Annotated in this window: 15 protein-coding genes; 6 read left to right on the top strand and 9 right to left on the bottom strand. The window is 28.6% G+C overall.

From position 1 onward, the window contains the following. Positions 1-78 precede the first annotated feature (78 nt). The 3 genes from IC218_RS01690 to IC218_RS01680 all read left to right on the top strand — a co-directional run bounded on the left by IC218_RS01690 (position 79) and on the right by IC218_RS01680 (position 2,433). Positions 79-555, top strand: a complete 477-nt coding sequence (locus tag IC218_RS01690) for an SAM-dependent methyltransferase (protein ID WP_227482276.1) — start codon at positions 79-81, stop codon at positions 553-555. Positions 556-1,172: 617 nt separating this feature from the next. After that, positions 1,173-1,967 (top strand): M55 family metallopeptidase, encoded by a 795-nt coding sequence (locus IC218_RS01685; RefSeq protein WP_227434300.1) that lies wholly within the window; start codon positions 1,173-1,175, stop codon positions 1,965-1,967. 22 nt (positions 1,968-1,989) lie between these two features. Beyond that, on the top strand, positions 1,990-2,433 hold the full coding sequence (locus tag IC218_RS01680; RefSeq protein ID WP_227434299.1) for a regulatory YrvL family protein: 444 nt from the start codon (positions 1,990-1,992) through the stop codon (positions 2,431-2,433). A gap of 78 nt (positions 2,434-2,511) precedes the next feature. Here the strand turns inward: IC218_RS01680 and IC218_RS01675 are convergent, their stop codons facing one another. Beyond that, on the bottom strand, positions 2,512-3,798 hold the full coding sequence (locus IC218_RS01675) for a Gfo/Idh/MocA family protein (protein ID WP_227823693.1): 1,287 nt from the start codon (positions 3,796-3,798) through the stop codon (positions 2,512-2,514). A gap of 186 nt (positions 3,799-3,984) precedes the next feature. Next, the gene (locus IC218_RS01670; RefSeq protein ID WP_227823692.1) at positions 3,985-4,884 is read right to left on the bottom strand and encodes a DMT family transporter; all 900 of its coding nucleotides are present in this window, start codon (positions 4,882-4,884) and stop codon (positions 3,985-3,987) included. Positions 4,885-5,185: 301 nt separating this feature from the next. Between IC218_RS01670 and IC218_RS01665 the strand changes: the two genes are divergently transcribed. After that, positions 5,186-5,530 (top strand): RidA family protein, encoded by a 345-nt coding sequence (locus IC218_RS01665; protein ID WP_227434296.1) that lies wholly within the window; start codon positions 5,186-5,188, stop codon positions 5,528-5,530. A gap of 96 nt (positions 5,531-5,626) precedes the next feature. On the opposite strand, the gene IC218_RS01660 is transcribed toward IC218_RS01665, so the two are convergent. The 3 genes from IC218_RS01660 to IC218_RS01650 are packed head-to-tail and all read right to left on the bottom strand — an operon-like array spanning position 5,627 to position 9,984. Beyond that, on the bottom strand, positions 5,627-7,723 hold the full coding sequence (locus IC218_RS01660) for a CocE/NonD family hydrolase (protein ID WP_227823691.1): 2,097 nt from the start codon (positions 7,721-7,723) through the stop codon (positions 5,627-5,629). 13 nt (positions 7,724-7,736) lie between these two features. Continuing rightward, complete coding sequence (locus IC218_RS01655) at positions 7,737-8,897, bottom strand: DUF819 domain-containing protein (RefSeq protein ID WP_227434294.1); 1,161 nt, start codon at positions 8,895-8,897, stop codon at positions 7,737-7,739. Positions 8,898-8,916: 19 nt separating this feature from the next. Next, entirely contained in the window at positions 8,917-9,984 is a 1,068-nt protein-coding gene (locus IC218_RS01650; RefSeq protein ID WP_227482272.1) for a mandelate racemase/muconate lactonizing enzyme family protein, read from the bottom strand. A gap of 340 nt (positions 9,985-10,324) precedes the next feature. Here IC218_RS01650 and IC218_RS01645 point away from each other — a divergent pair, with 340 nt between their 5' ends. Then, entirely contained in the window at positions 10,325-10,891 is a 567-nt protein-coding gene (locus IC218_RS01645) for a helix-turn-helix domain-containing protein (protein WP_227434292.1), read from the top strand. A gap of 202 nt (positions 10,892-11,093) precedes the next feature. Here the strand turns inward: IC218_RS01645 and IC218_RS01640 are convergent, their stop codons facing one another. From IC218_RS01640 to IC218_RS01625, 4 genes are read right to left on the bottom strand one after another with little or no spacing between them, the layout of a single operon-like run. Next, positions 11,094-12,080, bottom strand: coding sequence for a biotin-dependent carboxyltransferase family protein (locus IC218_RS01640; RefSeq protein ID WP_227482271.1), 987 nt, complete (start codon positions 12,078-12,080; stop codon positions 11,094-11,096). A gap of 29 nt (positions 12,081-12,109) precedes the next feature. Beyond that, positions 12,110-12,805 carry a 5-oxoprolinase subunit PxpB gene (pxpB, locus tag IC218_RS01635; protein WP_227434290.1) on the bottom strand — a complete coding sequence of 232 codons (696 nt, stop codon included), beginning with the start codon at positions 12,803-12,805 and terminating at the stop codon, positions 12,110-12,112. A 19-nt stretch (positions 12,806-12,824) separates the two neighbouring features. Continuing rightward, positions 12,825-14,045, bottom strand: a complete 1,221-nt coding sequence (locus tag IC218_RS01630; RefSeq protein WP_227434289.1) for an NRAMP family divalent metal transporter — start codon at positions 14,043-14,045, stop codon at positions 12,825-12,827. Between the two features lie 28 nt (positions 14,046-14,073). Next, the gene (locus IC218_RS01625) at positions 14,074-14,865 is read right to left on the bottom strand and encodes a LamB/YcsF family protein (protein WP_227434288.1); all 792 of its coding nucleotides are present in this window, start codon (positions 14,863-14,865) and stop codon (positions 14,074-14,076) included. Between the two features lie 585 nt (positions 14,866-15,450). On the opposite strand from IC218_RS01625, the gene IC218_RS01620 reads away from it, so the two are divergent. Continuing rightward, positions 15,451-16,080, top strand: a complete 630-nt coding sequence (locus IC218_RS01620) for a TrkA C-terminal domain-containing protein (protein WP_227434287.1) — start codon at positions 15,451-15,453, stop codon at positions 16,078-16,080. The last annotated feature ends 61 nt before the right edge of the window (positions 16,081-16,141 follow it).

Genomic DNA, 16,141 nt, shown 5'->3' with positions numbered 1-16,141 from the left:
TTTTATATTGACTCTCACATGGTGTTAGGGTTTACGCTAAAATTACAAATAACAAACCAAATAATTGGAGGTAATATTATGAAACAAATTTTAGTAAACCCTATAGGAAAAATACGTGTTCAAGGTGAAGAAATTTCTATCAAATTGGATAAAAAGTATATACCTGCATTAAAAGCACTTGATGAATTTAGTCATTTAAATGTAATCTGGTGGTTTGATGGATTTGATGATGTTGAAGCAAGAAGTATCTTAGAAACTCCAAAACCTTATAAAAAAGCACCTGATGTTATGGGAATATTTGCGACAAGGTCACCTATTAGACCTAACCCAATAGCATTAACTACTGTACAAATTATTAGCATCGACCATGAGCATGGTATAATAAGAATTCCATATATCGATGCTAATGATAATAGCCCTGTTATCGACTTAAAACCATATACTCCAAGTATTGATAGAGTTGAAAATCCCTCAGTCCCTGAATGGTGTAGTCATTGGCCTAAATGTGTAGAAAAATCAGGGGAATTTGATTGGGAAAATGAATTTGAATTTTAATTTATTTTAGATAGAGTATTAAATTAAAGGTAGAGTATTAAATTAAAAAATTCTAATTTAATACTCTACCTTATTATATTTTAATTCTATAAAGTATTCGTTGTATTTCATTTTCTTGAATTATATAATTGATTTTATCCACTTTCATATTGGCAAATTATCTTGTATACTTAATATAAATAATTATAAAGGAGAATACTCATGACAATATTTAGTCTACAAGCAGCAAATTTATTTGGATGGATAGCTATTTATAGCCCCTTAAACATCTTCTTTTTTACTAATTCTATAAAATAATTCTATAATTCCACTCTTTCTCCTAATCTTAAAACACTACAACCATTAAACAAACTTAAAAATAATATCTATCAATGTTTTAAGTATGTTAAACTAGTAAATGTAGCTACTTCTGTGTTACAATTTTATATAAATATTGTATATAGCAATAATAGGATAATAGATACTAGTTAGTGTTATATTTCTAATATCAGTTATTTTTCAGTTACAGATTTAATAATAATTAATAATGAGAAATAATATTTTTCTACCTCTTATTAATTGTATGTTTACTGTTATCTGTTATTATCATTAATAATAAATTTAAGGGGGCTTATATTATGAAGTTATATTTAAGTGCCGATATAGAAGGTACTTGTGGCATTGTAAATTGGGATGAAACAAAGCTTGAATGTGAATTTTCACAACACTATAGAACACAAATGAGCAAAGAAATAGCAGCTGCATGTAATGGAGCTACTCAGTCTGGTATGCATGAAATACTTGTTAAAGATGCACATGATAGTGGTAGAAATATTAATCCAGATATTTTACCTGAAAATGTCAAAATCCTTAGAGGATGGACTAAAGACCCACTAGTTATGATGGCTGGTATTGATAAAAGTTTTGATGCATGTGTATTTACTGGCTATCATTCTGGAGCTACTTGTAATGGGAACCCACTTTCTCATACTATGGATATTGACTATGACTATTTTAAAATAAATGATGAAATAGCATCTGAATTTACTATAAATGCTTATGCTGCTGCATACTATAATGTTCCTGTAGCATTTTTAAGTGGAGATGAAATGCTTTGTGAAAGTGCAAAAAAACTAAACCCAAATATAATCACTGTTCCTGTTTCAAAGGGAATTGGAAATGGCTCAATTTCAATCCACCCAAATCTTGCACTAAAAAAAATAGAAGAAGGTGTTCAAGAATCTTTATCTGGAAATTTATCTAGACACTTAATAAAATTACCAAACAAATTTAAAATTGAAATAAAGTTTAGAGAACATTACAAGGCTTTTAAAGCTTCTTTTTACCCAAGTATGAAAAAAATAGATTCTCAAACAATACTATTTGAAACAGAAGATTATTATGAATTTTTAAGAATGTTGTTATTTATATAAATTTCATGTTATACATAAGGAGTTGATTAAGATAAGTAATAAAAGAAGGATTCCTTTAGGCGAATTTATTTCTGTATTTTTATTTTTTGCTGTTTTTTTTGGTATAACTTTTTGTATTTTCACTGTTATAGGAATTGGCTTCTTATCATTCTTAGGTTTTGAATATAAATCTCTTGGGTCTGTACTAATTTTCTTTTTAATATATTTTTGTATAACTACCCCAATTGATTTTCTATGCACTACCATTTTAGATATATTTAGATATGTAAACAAATTGCCGTATTCAATTTATAAATTTTGCGAATTTATAATTGATTTTATACTGACTTTTTTAGCTATGAACATAATTGATACATTTATGGATTCAATAATGATTCCTTTAAGTACAGAAATTTTATTTGCCTTACTTTCTTATCTCTTATCTGAATGCATGGATTTTTTTGATAAAGATAAGAAAAAATCTTAATAAAAAGATAGATTACTTAATAGACGATTTATATATCCCTATTATCTAATCTATCTTTATTTGTGTAATCTTTTATATTTAAAATATAGTTTCTTCTATTTCTTTAGTCATCTTTATAGCATCATCAAAAAATTTATCTATATGCACCACTTCATCACTCAATCTTGAATACTCTGCTGCAAATGCCATTACATGACTTTCTATAGCATCTTTTGCTGCTGCTCTTCCTTTTTCTAAGTCTTTATTTAAAACTAATTTAATAAATTCAGTTATGAGATTTCTATCATATTCTTCTACCATATCTTTCTTATTTGATGGATTTATAACTACTTCTTCATTTTTTCCAAATTCTTTAATTCTTATCTCATTTTTATTTAAATCTCCACCAACTTCTCCCTGACTAAACATCATCTTTATAGTTCTTCCATTTTCTTTAGTAAATGCACATAAATTAAAAGTAGCAGTTACTCCATTTTCAAATTGTAATATATTTACCATGTTATCTACTACATTATTATCACATCTGTAAACACATCTTCCATATGGACTTGTCTCAAGTATCTTTAAAAGATTCTCTTTTGTAGGATTTATATGCACAGCTCTATTTATATTTCTGTCATTTTCTAGGTAAATTTGTTTTGCAGAATATGGACATTTCTTTTCTACCAAACATTGAAGGCAATTCTGTGCCATTTCTCCCCCAGCATTTTCATTATTAAGATGCTTTAAACTTCCAAATGCAGAGATTTTTTTACATCTACTACCTACCAAATATAATAGAATATCCATATCATGACAACTCTTCGCCAAAATCAAAGGGCTTGTCTCATTACTATTTCTCCAATTCCCTCTAGTAAAACTATGAGCAAAATGCCAATAGCCTATATTCTCATTATATTGTATACTAACTAATTCTCCTAATTTTTTACTTTCTACAATTTCTCTTAATTTATTGTAAAATGGAGAATATCTAAGTACATGACAAATCATAAAAATCTTATCTTTATACTTCTCACATAGGTCATTTATATGTACTAATCCATCTAAACTATTAGACATTGGTTTTTCCAATAATATATGATAACCTTTTTGAAGCGCTAAACTTGCTACATCATAATGTCTATCATCATTTGTAGCTATTATGACTGCATCTGACATTTTATCCTGTTTAAAGAATTCTTCTAGACTTTCAAATACATTTTTGCTATTTAAGTTATACTTCTGTGCAAATAATTCACGTCTTCCTTTTTTTGGCTCTGCTACAGCAACTATCTCACATGTATCAGAATTTTCATAAATATATGGAGCATATGCATATGTACCTCTATTACCTGCTCCAACCACAGCAACTTTTACTTTTTCCATACTTTAAATTATCCCCTTTATATTATTCTACTACTTTATTATATTCTATTTTTAAATATATTTGGATATTTTTGATAAAAGAAACAGCAGTTATAGTTTTTTACTTTTAACTGCTGTTTTAACTTAATATGCTATTCTTTTTTAGAATCATATTATTTATTTTTAATGTAAATTTTAATACTATTTTTATTTATTTTGCTTGTCAATTTCTTTTTCTAGCTTGTCTAATTTTTTATTGTATAAAAACATATAAAATGCTGCTGAAAAGACTATTACATATCCTACAACACTTAGCATATCTGGATAAACATTAAACAAGAATATACTCAAGATTGCTGAAAATATTATATTACTATAGTCAAATATAGAAATTTCTTTGGCTGGCGCATACTTATATGCTAAAGTTATACCAAATTGACCTAAACTTGCAAATACTCCACCTAGTAATAAATATACAAGTTGCATAAGAGTCATTGGTTCATACACTGCAAAAGCTATTGGTCCTACAGTAACTAATGAAAAAACTGAAAAGAAAAACACAATTGTATAATAATCTTCTCTATCTCCAAGAATTCTTAAACAAGTATATGCCATTGCTGCAAATACAGCTCCTGCAACTCCTCCTAGATATGGAATTACTTCAACACTAAATGTTGGTTTTATTATAAATAAAGCTCCTATAAATGCAATTATAATTGCCCCTATCTGTTTTATGTTTATTTTTTCTTTTAGAATAATTGCACAAAATATAACTACGAGAAAAGGACTCATTTTATTTAGCATATTAGCATCTGAAAGCATCAACTTATCAATTGCATAATAGTTAAATATAACCCCTAAAGTTCCAAAAATTGACCTATATAAAAGAACCTTTATATTTTCTTTTTTACCTGTTAAACTTCCTTTATGTTTTATGATTAGCCAAAACGCTATTATAGCCGATACCAAGTTTCTAAAAAATACTTTTTGAAAACTTGGTAAATCGCCTGCCAGTTTTACAAATGCAGACATCATTGCAAAACCAAGAGCTGATGCTATTATAAACATTATACCTTTTATTCGATTTGATTTGATTGTACTACTCATATTTACCTCTTTTCTATACAAATACATAAACCTATATTTAAAAACTACTTAAAAAACTAAAATTTCTAAATTAAATAATAATTATCTAAATATTCCAATTTATACTATAATTAAAAGTATAAATTATGTCAAGTAACTAATAAATCTTTTCAATTAATAACAATAATAATTATAAGTAAAAAGTTATATCTTTTTATAGATTATTCGCCAAATATATACTATAATTTTATATAGTATAGACTTTTTTTAATTTATTATTTAGATTTTTAGTGGATTTTTTAATTATGGAGGTATTTAAAATATGGAAATAAAAAGATATGAAGGAACTGGAAGAATGAGTAGAGCTGTAGTTCACAACAATACAGTTTATTTATGTGGACAAACTCATGCTGAAGGAGGAGTAGTTGAGCAAACTACTGAAGTTTTAAATAAAATAGAAGATTTATTAAACAAATATGGTTCAGACAAACAACATTTACTATCTGTTACCATTTATTTAAGAGATATGAAGGACTTTGAAGCTATGAACTCTGTATGGGATGCTTGGGTTGAAAAAGGATTTGAACCTGCTAGAGCTTGTGTTGAAGCTAGACTTGCTAGAGAACACTTATTAGTTGAAATGAGTGTTGTTGCTGCTACAAAATAATTGTTTTAAATTTAATAAGCAAATATAATTACTTTAACCTATAAGGAGATATAGTATTGATTAATACTACATCTCCTTATTATTTAATTCATCAATTTAATTGTTTTCTATTGGCAATATCAACCTAGATGGATATTTTCCTCCATGATAAATTGTATTTTTTGCTTTTATATACTCAATACTATTATAACTATCTTCAGTGTTACTATTTTGGAATATAAAGTTTTTCGCACTAGATGTTATATCTAACCTAATTCTATGCCCAGTTTTAAATGTATTTGATATTTTTGAGGTTGTTATTGTAAACTTATAAATTTCTCCTTCTTCCATAAATTCTGACTTGTAAAAACTATTTCTGAATCTAGCACTTAGTATACCATCAGCTAATTTAATTGAGTTTCCATCTAAATCCACATCCATAATTTTTATAACCCAATCAGTATCTTTTGCCGAACTTGATGCAAAAAATTCCAACTTTATATCACCTGTTATAGTAAATTCTTCACTAAAAGCATCTGATGTGTAGCACAACATATCACTTCTTTTCTCCAAATCTTTATAATTATTTGGAACTCCCACTTCATTTTCTGACATATCAATCAACTGTATTGAAGGGTCTTTTGGATTATATATGTAACTATCATAATTTTCTTTTGAACATTCTTCAAAAGATAGTTTTCCATCCCCTAAAGATGTATTAGCATTTCCACCACTTATTAAATAGATACTTTTATCTATTTTATTTGCTATTGGCCAATTATCTGCCATCTTCCATTCATTCGAACCTACTGAATAATACTCTATTGGAGCAGTCTTATCTATATCATTTTCTACTCCTTTTAAGTATTTATCAAACCATAATAGATAGTTATAGTCTACATCATACCTCAATGAATTATCTCCAAAAGGAATATCATTTATATCCCTTATCGTGTTTGAATTATGCATCCATGGACCTAATATAGCCTTTCTCTTTCCTCTTTCATAATTTTTTATTACATCCAAAGCTTCTGTAGTACCCATACCATTATCATCATACCATCCAGATATGACTAATGCAGGCACATTTATTTTATCTTTTTTTAGATGCCAATCCATCCTATCCCAATATTCATCCTTTTCTACTCTTTTTATCCACTCTTCTAAAAATTCTATTCTATATCCAAGTGCTTCAATAGGTATATTTTGTATCGGTCTTATATTTAAAACATCATCCCAGTCATCTCTTAGCATTTTACTTCTATCAACTTTATTTCTTGATACCATAAATGCCCATGCAAGCATTCCTGATACAAAAGCTCCACCTTTTCTTGGTATGTCAATGAAAGGACTACCTGCTGTAACTATACTAATTAAAGCTTTTAGGTGTTTGTTTCCTGAAGATGCAGCTGCCCATTGAACATAACCAAGATATGAGGCTCCCATCATTCCAACAACTTCATTTGACCAGTCTTGTGCTACTATCCAATTTATAGTACTATCTCCATCTTCTCTTTCATAAATCATAGGTTCCCACTTACCTTCTGATTCATTTCTTCCCCTGACATCTTGTATTACAACAGCATATCCCCTTTGTACATACTTATAATATATTTCTTTGTCATTTTCTTTTCCATATGGAGTTCTCATAAGAATTGTAGGTACTTTTTTAGTAGAGTCTTCAAACTTAGGAAGATATACATCTGTAGAAAGTTTTATTCCATCTTTCATATCAATCATATAATTTCCATCAAATTTTATAGGATATATCGCTTCATTTTTATGTGTTTTATTCCACTCTTTTAATATCGTATAATCCTCATATTCATCCATAATTAGTATAGTACAAGTTTCCCTGGACAAGCATATAAAACCAACTATTTTATTATCCAAAACAATTACATCTAAAGGAAATTTTTTATTTCTTTGAACCCAGATATAGTCATTAAACTTAGAATATGTTTCTCCTAACTCATTTACAACCATACTTTTATCTGTGTTTATTAAGCTATTACTATAAACATTAAAGTTTTCAAATAAGAAGTTTAAATCTATTTTTGTAAGATTTAAATAATATATTCCTTCATCTTTATTCATAGGTTTTATTTCTTCTATTTCATTTGTAAAAGGATTTAATTTTTCAATAAGTAATGTTTCATCAAATACTACATTACCACTATACAAACCAGATATATATAACTTAAACTTTTTCAATAAAATTCACCTCCTAGAGACCAAGAACCATTTTTATTGCATATGCCACCGATATACCTGCATAATTTCCTAATACTCCACCAATTACCCCCATCACTACAGCTACACTTACAAGCGAATTCCATTTTGCTGAAGCGGCTACTAAAGCTGACGTTGGACCATCAGCAATTGCTCCAACTATAGAAAGTATTACATATTGATACTTTATCTTTAACATTCTAGTTACAAATAGATGGAAGACAAATGAAGCAAAGATTATGCTAAAGCAATAAAATGTTATAGTAAAAGTTGAACCTAAAAATTCTTTTATATCTACTGAAAATCCTATTGTACATAAAAAGAATAATGCAACAAACAATCCTAAATCTAAATTCCCCTTTAATTTTTTTACTGGTTTTAATTGAGCAATTATAATTGAAATTGTTGTAACTAAAAGAATTCTTGCTGCACTGCTAAAGCTTGAACTAAAATATCCTGAAAGAATTGTTGCAACCTCTGTAACAACAAAGCCTATAGCCAGCATCCAAGCGATATCTTTTATGCTCCACTCTTTTGATTCCATAAATTCTTCATTCTGGCAATCTTCTAACTCTGATTCTTCTAAATGATATGGCCAAAACTTTTGAAACTTCTTAGAATTTTTTAATATTGCTGGAAGTGCAAACATAAATATTAATGTTGGAACTCCAATTACATAATCAGCTGCATTCGCTGCTGCTAGAGTTTGTCTACTTACATTAAGACCTGTTCCAATAGCTGTAAGATTAGCACTTCCTCCAGTATATGTACCTACAAACATCCCTGCAACTTTCCATCCTTCTGATATTTCACCTGCAAATACCAATCCAAATAAAAACGCCATTATACTTACTGTCAATACTGCCACAAAAATTGCTATTAAAGGCTCTCTTGATAGCTTTGTCATTTCTTTTAAATCAACACTCATCAACATTATAGTCATAGAAACTGGTATAGCATATGTAGAAATAGTTCCATACAATTCTGTACTTACTGGAACTACCTTTAAATTTGAAAGTATTATTCCCATTATGATTATTGTAAGTGCTGGTCCTAGACTCTTAGTTACTTTATATTTTTGTAAGTAAAATCCAAATGCAACCATAGCTGTCATTATTGCAAGTATACTACCTGTACTTGAAAAAAGTGTATTCATATTTAACCCCCTAATTTCATCATAAGTTTACTTCTATTCCTAAACCTGGTTTGTCGATAAGATTCATAATATCTCCATCCATTTCAAATCCTCCAGATATACTTTCTAACTCTTCACAAAACATAAAACTATCAAGGTCAGCTTCTGTTATATTCTTCTTAGATGCTATTAAATTTGCGGCTGCTGTTATACCAATCCTTGTCTCAAGCATACATCCTAACATACAATTAACCCCACTTGCTTCAGCTATATTATTGATTTTTATTGCAGGGTAAATTCCACCAGATTTCATTAACTTGATATTAAATGTATCAACTGCATTTTTCTTTATAGCTTTAATTGCATCTATTGGTGAATGTAATGACTCATCTATCATAATCTTAGTATTACTCTTATTTCTTATGTAAGCAGTTCCATCTAAATCCCAATGTGGAAGTGCTTGTTCAATCGCATCAACGCCAAATTCTTCTAGTTTTTTGATAGTATTTATGCTACTATTTACATTCCAGCCTTGATTTGCATCTATTCTAATTCTTATATTATCTCCAACAGCTTCTCTAATTAATTTTACAGCTTCAATATCTTCTTCAGGTCTTATTCCAGCTTTAAGTTTCAATATTCTAAAACCTTCTCTAACTCTTCCCAGTGCTTCTTCTGCCATTTTCTCTGGTTTATCTATACCTATAGTTATATCTGTTTGAATTTTGTTATCATATCCTCCAAGAACTTTATAAAGAGGTACATTCATAATTTTACCTTTAAGGTCATACAAAGCTATATCAATTGCTGCTTTGGCAGAAGTATTACCTATTATGATTCCATCCATAATTGTATGTATAGTTTCAATATCTAATGGGTCTTTACCTATAAGTTCCTTTTTAAACATGATTAATATAGAAATTACAGTATCTAAAACTTCACCTGTAACTGCTGCAAGAGGAGCAGCTTCTCCAAATCCACAGTAACCTTCATCAGTCTCAATTTTTAAGATTATGCTCTCTCCATATTCAATTGTTCCAAACGAAACTACAACAGGCTTTCTTAATTTGATTCTTAATTTTTCAAATTTAATATCTGTTATTTTCATGTTAACCTCCTCATTTTTGAAGTAATAATTTAATTTTTTTATTTTTATACTTCAAATTATATTATTACTTCAATACATCTGTCAATATAATTTACTGAAAATTTATTTTTTTCTAAAATATCCTACAATAATACCTTTAAAATTAATAATCCTATATTAAATTTTTCTGCATTATATTGATTCATCAACAAATTATTTTTATAAGATTTTATTTGCACCTCACTAATTGCTAATTCTTAAAATCTTCCATTCATCTTTCTTGCTACTACTTCTATGTTATGCTATAATTACTTTGTTTTAATCGAATATTTTGTATAAATTTTATTATTTGGAGGTTCTTATGCTAGGGGAAAAGATGAGAAATATAAGAAAAAACAAGAAAAAAACACTAAGTGATGTTTCCAAATTGACAGACTTATCTATAAGTTATATATCTCAAATCGAAAGAGATGCTATTGAACCATCCCTGTCTTCATTAAGAAAAATCGCTGAAGTTTTAGATACTCCTTTATATATGTTTATGGATGATAATAACACGGATGATTTAGTCATCAGAAAAGAAGATAGAGTTATGATGAAGTTTCCAAAAAGTGAAATGTTTTATGAGATAGTATCTCCAATGCCAACAGCTGATTTTGCACCTTCAATCTTATTTTTAGAATTTGAACTTAAACCAGAAAGTGAGGATACTAAAGACTATATCTCTCATGCATCAGAAGAAGTGGTTGTATTGACAAGTGGTATAGTTGATATTTGTATAGGTGAAAATATAGTAAGATTAAATCCTGGGGATTCAACATTTATAAAAGCTAATACTCCTCATAAAATTATCAATCCAAGTAAAGATAAACCAGCTCGTGGATATGGTGTTATATCACCTCCCATTTGGCCAATAAAGTCCAAGTAAATATCTACAATACAATTGTTTAATATGTAAAATGTTTTAATACATAAAACCAAAACGTAAGCTCTTTTAAAATTAATGTATTTACTCAAAGAAAAATAGCTATTTGACTAATTCAAACCATTTTAATAATGGCAAATAGTAAATAGCTATTTCTAAATTGTACTTTAAATTGTAACAAAAATTAATATTAATTAAATTTAAATTAAACCGCTATATCGTTTAATACTTTGGCTTTAACAACTCTTATATTTTTCATACTTTTATATATATCTTGAATCTTATCTTCTTGTTCTTTCAATAATCTATGAGCTTCATATATATCTACAAACTCAAACTTTACTACATCATTTGGCTTTGATTGTGCTAACTTACACAAATCTACACTTATAACATTTCCTATTTTAGTATAACCACCACTAGTTTGTCTATCTGATAACATTATGATAGGTTTCCCGTGTCCAGGTACTTGTATAGCTCCATAAGAAATACCATCAGATATAATATCTGCTCCATTAATATGCTTTATACTATCTCCTTCTAATCTACAACCCATTCTATCTATTTCATTTGTAACTTTATATTCATTTAATAGAAATTTTTCTACTTCCTCTTTAGAAAAAGCATCAAATTGAGGTCCTTTTACAATTCTTAGTACTATTTCTGAACTATAATTTGGAATGTATTTTGAATTTAATTTTTTGTTTATTGTAAAATCTTTTTCTTGAGCAAAAGTATTTATATAATCACCTTTTTTAAGTGCTCTACCTTCAAATCCACCAATCTTAGCTCTTGTATAAGTTGATTTACTTCCCATTGCAAGTGGAACATCTATTCCACCAGCTATTGATACATATGCCCTAGCCCCTGAGTTTACACCTCTAAATGATAATATGTCACCAGGATTTATTTGATATGACCTCCAATTTTGAATCTCTTTTCCATTTATTCTAGCTCCTAAATCTCCACCAGTTACTGCTATTTGTGTATATTCATCAAAGGTAATTGTAGGACCTAACATTAGAACCTCCAAAGAAGCTTCATCTTCAGAGTTTCCAACTAATATATTTCCCACTCTATGTGCATATTCGTCCATTGCTCCACACCCAGATACACCATATTGTCCATATCCAACTCTACCTCTGTCTTGTATTAATGTTTGGAAACCTCCTAATTCTACTTTAAATCCCATATATACCACTCCCTGTATTATCACTATTTTTAAACACTTAAATTATTTTTTTCAATTTCTATAAATTCATCTAAAGTTATTGGAACAAACTTTATAAAATCTCCAGCTCGAAGTAAAATTTGTTCTTCTCTATTTTCGTCATATAGTTTTAAAGGTGTTCTACCAATTATTTGCCATCCACCAGGGCTATCTATAGGATATACACCTGTCTGAGAACCAGCTATTCCCACACTTCCACCATAAATTTTAGTTCTTGGTACTTCTAATCTAGGTGTAGCTATTCTTTCATCCATTCCACCTAAATATGGAAATCCAGGAGTAAATCCCAACATATATATTAAATACTCTCTGTCTGTGTGTATATTTATGACTTCATCTACAGTCAGATTATTGTAACTTGCAACAGTTTCAATATCTATACCAAATACCTTATCGTAACATACTGGAATTTCATGTATTTTAGGTTTTGGCAGCTCTATACTTTCTAAATTATTTTCTATTTTTTTTAAGCTTTCAATTAAACTATCAAAATCTATTTTCAAGGGATTGTAGCTTATCATAAGTGACCTATATGTTGGCACCATTTCTGTAACAATACCTTTAAGATTTGATATTTCTATCGCTCTCATAAACGAAATTACTTTTTTATTTATATCTTCCGATATTTCATTTCCAAATTCAGCAACTACTGCTTTGTCTCCTGATAGCAAGTATCTAGTTTCCATAAATGTCACCTCTTTTAAATTAAGCAAATAAAGTACTCAGGCTACTAAGAGAAGTTATCCCTGCATAAGCAGATATTAAAACTACTATTAATCCAAATATCAAAAGCCATGTAGGATGTTTATAATCACCAACAATATCTTTTCTCTTAGATGCTATAAGCATTATTCCTAAAGTTATTGGAAGTATTAAACCATTTAAAGCTCCTGCTAAAATTAATAAAGTTGCTGGCTTTCCTATAAACGCCATTATAAGTGTTGATATAGCTATAAATGCTATTATAAAATACTTTTCATTTTTTGCTATGAAAGGATTTAGCGTCTTTAAGAAAGAAACTGATGTATAAGCAGCTCCTATAACTGATGTAATTGCAGCAGACCATAATACAAGCCCAAAGAATTTATATCCTATCGCTCCTGCACTAAATTTAAAAGCTGAAGCTGCTGGATTTTCTGGGTCAAGTTGAATCCCTTTTGAAACCACTGCTAATATTGCTAAAAATAAAAGTACCCTCATCATAGTTGCAACTAATATCCCTAAAAGAGATGATTTAGTTATTTCTTTTATATTTTCTTCACCTGTTATTCCACCATCTATTAATCTATGTCCTCCAGCGAATGTTATATATCCTCCAACACTTCCTCCAAGTAGAGTTATTATCGGAAATATCAGTGTCTTTGGATTTTCTGGTTTTACCATTCTATAAACTGCTTCTCCAACAGGAGGATGATTTGATATTGCTACATATCCAACTATAATTATCATACCTAATGCTAAAAACTTAGTTATCTTATCTACTAAAGAATTTGAATTTTTTGACATAAATACAAATATTGCTATTAATCCACTTAATACAGTTCCTAATGTCATATTCATATTAAACATTACATTCATACCAAGTGCAGCTCCACCAACATTTCCTATATTAAAAGCTAATCCACCAAGGCCTACTAAAAAAGCTACAAGGTAACCTAAGCCAGGTACTATTTTATTTGCTATATCTTGACCTCTAAGACCTGATACACCAATTACTCTCCATACATTCACTTGAGCTCCTATAAAAAGGATAGTTGTAATTAGTACTACAAATGAAAAACTTGGCCCAAAATCTTGAGTAAACTGCGCTGTCTGAGTTAAAAATCCTGGCCCAATTGCTGATGTTGCCATTATAAATGCGGCCCCTATAAGTGCCCCAACGTCTTTTTTACCTTTTTCGTTATCTGTAATATTTTTTGTACTCATATTTTATTTCCCCCTCATATTATCAGTCTTACAATGTGTCCTCTGATGAACAAACTTCCATATTTTCTAATGGACAAACCTCTATACTTTCTAATTCAAAACGTTTTCTTATTTCTTTAACAAACTCTATTGCTTTTGGATTGTCTCCATGCACACATATAGAGTCCGCTTTAATATGTATAATTTCGCCAGTTATAGTTTCCACTGTTCCTTCTTTTACCATCTTAACAACTCTATCTATTGCAGTTTTTGTATCATGTATAACGGCTCCCTCTACATTTCTTGGAACCAAAAATCCGTTGCTATCATAGGCTCTATCTGCAAATACTTCATTTGCAAACTTAAGTCCAACCTCTTTAGCTGAATTTATCATTTCACTATTATATAACCCTAACAATGTAATATCTTTATTAACTTCATATATAGCTTCACAAATCGCCATAGCTAAATTTTTATCTTTTGCAGCCATATTATATAAAGCTCCATGTGGCTTTACATGCTGTATATTACATTCATTTGAAGTTGCAAATGCCATTAATGCTCCTAATTGATACTTTGTATAATCTTTAGCTTCTTGTTTTGTTATTTTCATCTCACGTCTTCCAAATCCTATTAAATCTAAAAACCCTGGATGTGCTCCTATTTTAACTCCATTTTCTTTAGCGAGTTTTACTGTTTTATCCATATGGCTAGGATCTCCTGCATGAAATCCACAGGCTATATTAGCTGATGAAATATATTTTAAGACTTCTTCATCTAAACCAATCTTATATGTTCCAAAACTTTCTCCTAAATCGCTATTTAAATCTACTTTATACAATTTATGACCCCCCTTGCTAACATTTTGATAGAATAAGTAGTTTTAATTTTTAAATTTTGTTTATTATATATATTGCATGAAATATTTTATTACTTGTATGCAATCTATTTTTTCAACTATTTTAATACATTTAATTAATATAATTTTACCATTTAAGGAATTTTTTTGCAATTAATTTAAATCGACATTCATTTGTACTTCTTTTTCAAAAACATTTTTCCCATTTTTTAGTTAATAATTAATTATTTATAGATGAATTATAGCTTTTAACTTTCATTTTTAAAGCATTTTTCAATTTTAATAACTTTGTATGCAAGACAGAAGTGTTTTTTTTCATTCATTTGTTTATTTCATCTATATAATTATCTATTTTTGTCCATAGAATGTCTCTACATTCCCTTAAATACTTCATTTCATACTTTGAATGGAAAAATTTAAATATGTATACTAAATGCATGTTAAAATATTATTTTAAAAAGACGACAATATTTGTACATAATGTAGACATATAAATTTATAAATTATACAATAGTATTATTAAGATTATATATTTTTTAACATAAATTTTATATTGGAGGAAAAACAATGGAAAAAAACTATACTATGCCGATATACCAAAAGATAGCTTTGGATATTGCAAATAAAATATATACAGGTGAAATACAGGAAGATTCAGTATTGTTTGGACGCTCTGTTTTGGCTGGTAAATACAATGTATCACCAGAAACTATAAGAAGAGCTGTTAAAATTTTAGAAGATATTGGCGTTGTTAAAAGCATAAAAGGTAAAGGTGTTATTGTACTATCACCAGACAAAGCTTCTTCTTTTATAAAAAAATATAGAGACATTACAAATATATCATCATATAAATCAACACTTTACAATTTAATAGATACTAAATCAAATCTAGAAAATGAAATCTTAGATACTATAAATAAAATTATAGATTATTCTAATAGACTAGAAATAATAAACCCCTTAGTGCCCGTTCAGTTCACAATAAATTCTAATTGTAAGTACATTGGCCAAACAGCTGCACAAACTAAGTTTTGGCAAAATACAGGAGCTACAATTGTTGCAATCAAAAGAGGTGAGGAACTTATAATCTCTCCTGGTCCATATATTGAATTTTTAGAGGGAGATATTCTTTTGGTTGTTGGAGACCAGCATATTTATAATTCTATACCAATGTTTTTATACGAAAATGAAAAATAGATTATACTATTTGGTTACAACTATACAGAAATATAAATTTAAGAATAAAAAAGTAAAAATA

It is taken from the genome of Clostridioides sp. ES-S-0005-03 (assembly GCF_020658455.1).
Classification (GTDB): domain Bacteria; phylum Bacillota; class Clostridia; order Peptostreptococcales; family Peptostreptococcaceae; genus Clostridioides.
The sequence above is the reverse complement of the archived record's forward strand: the minus strand, read 5'-3'. Positions and strand labels throughout refer to the sequence as shown.

Coding starts and splice junctions, on each gene's coding strand:
- IC218_RS01690 (WP_227482276.1), top strand. CDS start 79: ATGAAACAAATTTTAGTAAACCCTATAGGAAAAATACGTGTTCAAGGT.
- IC218_RS01685 (WP_227434300.1), top strand. CDS start 1,173: ATGAAGTTATATTTAAGTGCCGATATAGAAGGTACTTGTGGCATTGTA.
- IC218_RS01675 (WP_227823693.1), bottom strand. CDS start 3,798: ATGGAAAAAGTAAAAGTTGCTGTGGTTGGAGCAGGTAATAGAGGTACA.
- IC218_RS01670 (WP_227823692.1), bottom strand. CDS start 4,884: ATGAGTAGTACAATCAAATCAAATCGAATAAAAGGTATAATGTTTATA.
- IC218_RS01665 (WP_227434296.1), top strand. CDS start 5,186: ATGGAAATAAAAAGATATGAAGGAACTGGAAGAATGAGTAGAGCTGTA.
- IC218_RS01655 (WP_227434294.1), bottom strand. CDS start 8,897: ATGAATACACTTTTTTCAAGTACAGGTAGTATACTTGCAATAATGACA.
- IC218_RS01650 (WP_227482272.1), bottom strand. CDS start 9,984: ATGAAAATAACAGATATTAAATTTGAAAAATTAAGAATCAAATTAAGA.
- IC218_RS01645 (WP_227434292.1), top strand. CDS start 10,325: ATGCTAGGGGAAAAGATGAGAAATATAAGAAAAAACAAGAAAAAAACA.
- IC218_RS01640 (WP_227482271.1), bottom strand. CDS start 12,080: ATGGGATTTAAAGTAGAATTAGGAGGTTTCCAAACATTAATACAAGAC.
- pxpB (WP_227434290.1), bottom strand. CDS start 12,805: ATGGAAACTAGATACTTGCTATCAGGAGACAAAGCAGTAGTTGCTGAA.
- IC218_RS01630 (WP_227434289.1), bottom strand. CDS start 14,045: ATGAGTACAAAAAATATTACAGATAACGAAAAAGGTAAAAAAGACGTT.
- IC218_RS01620 (WP_227434287.1), top strand. CDS start 15,451: ATGGAAAAAAACTATACTATGCCGATATACCAAAAGATAGCTTTGGAT.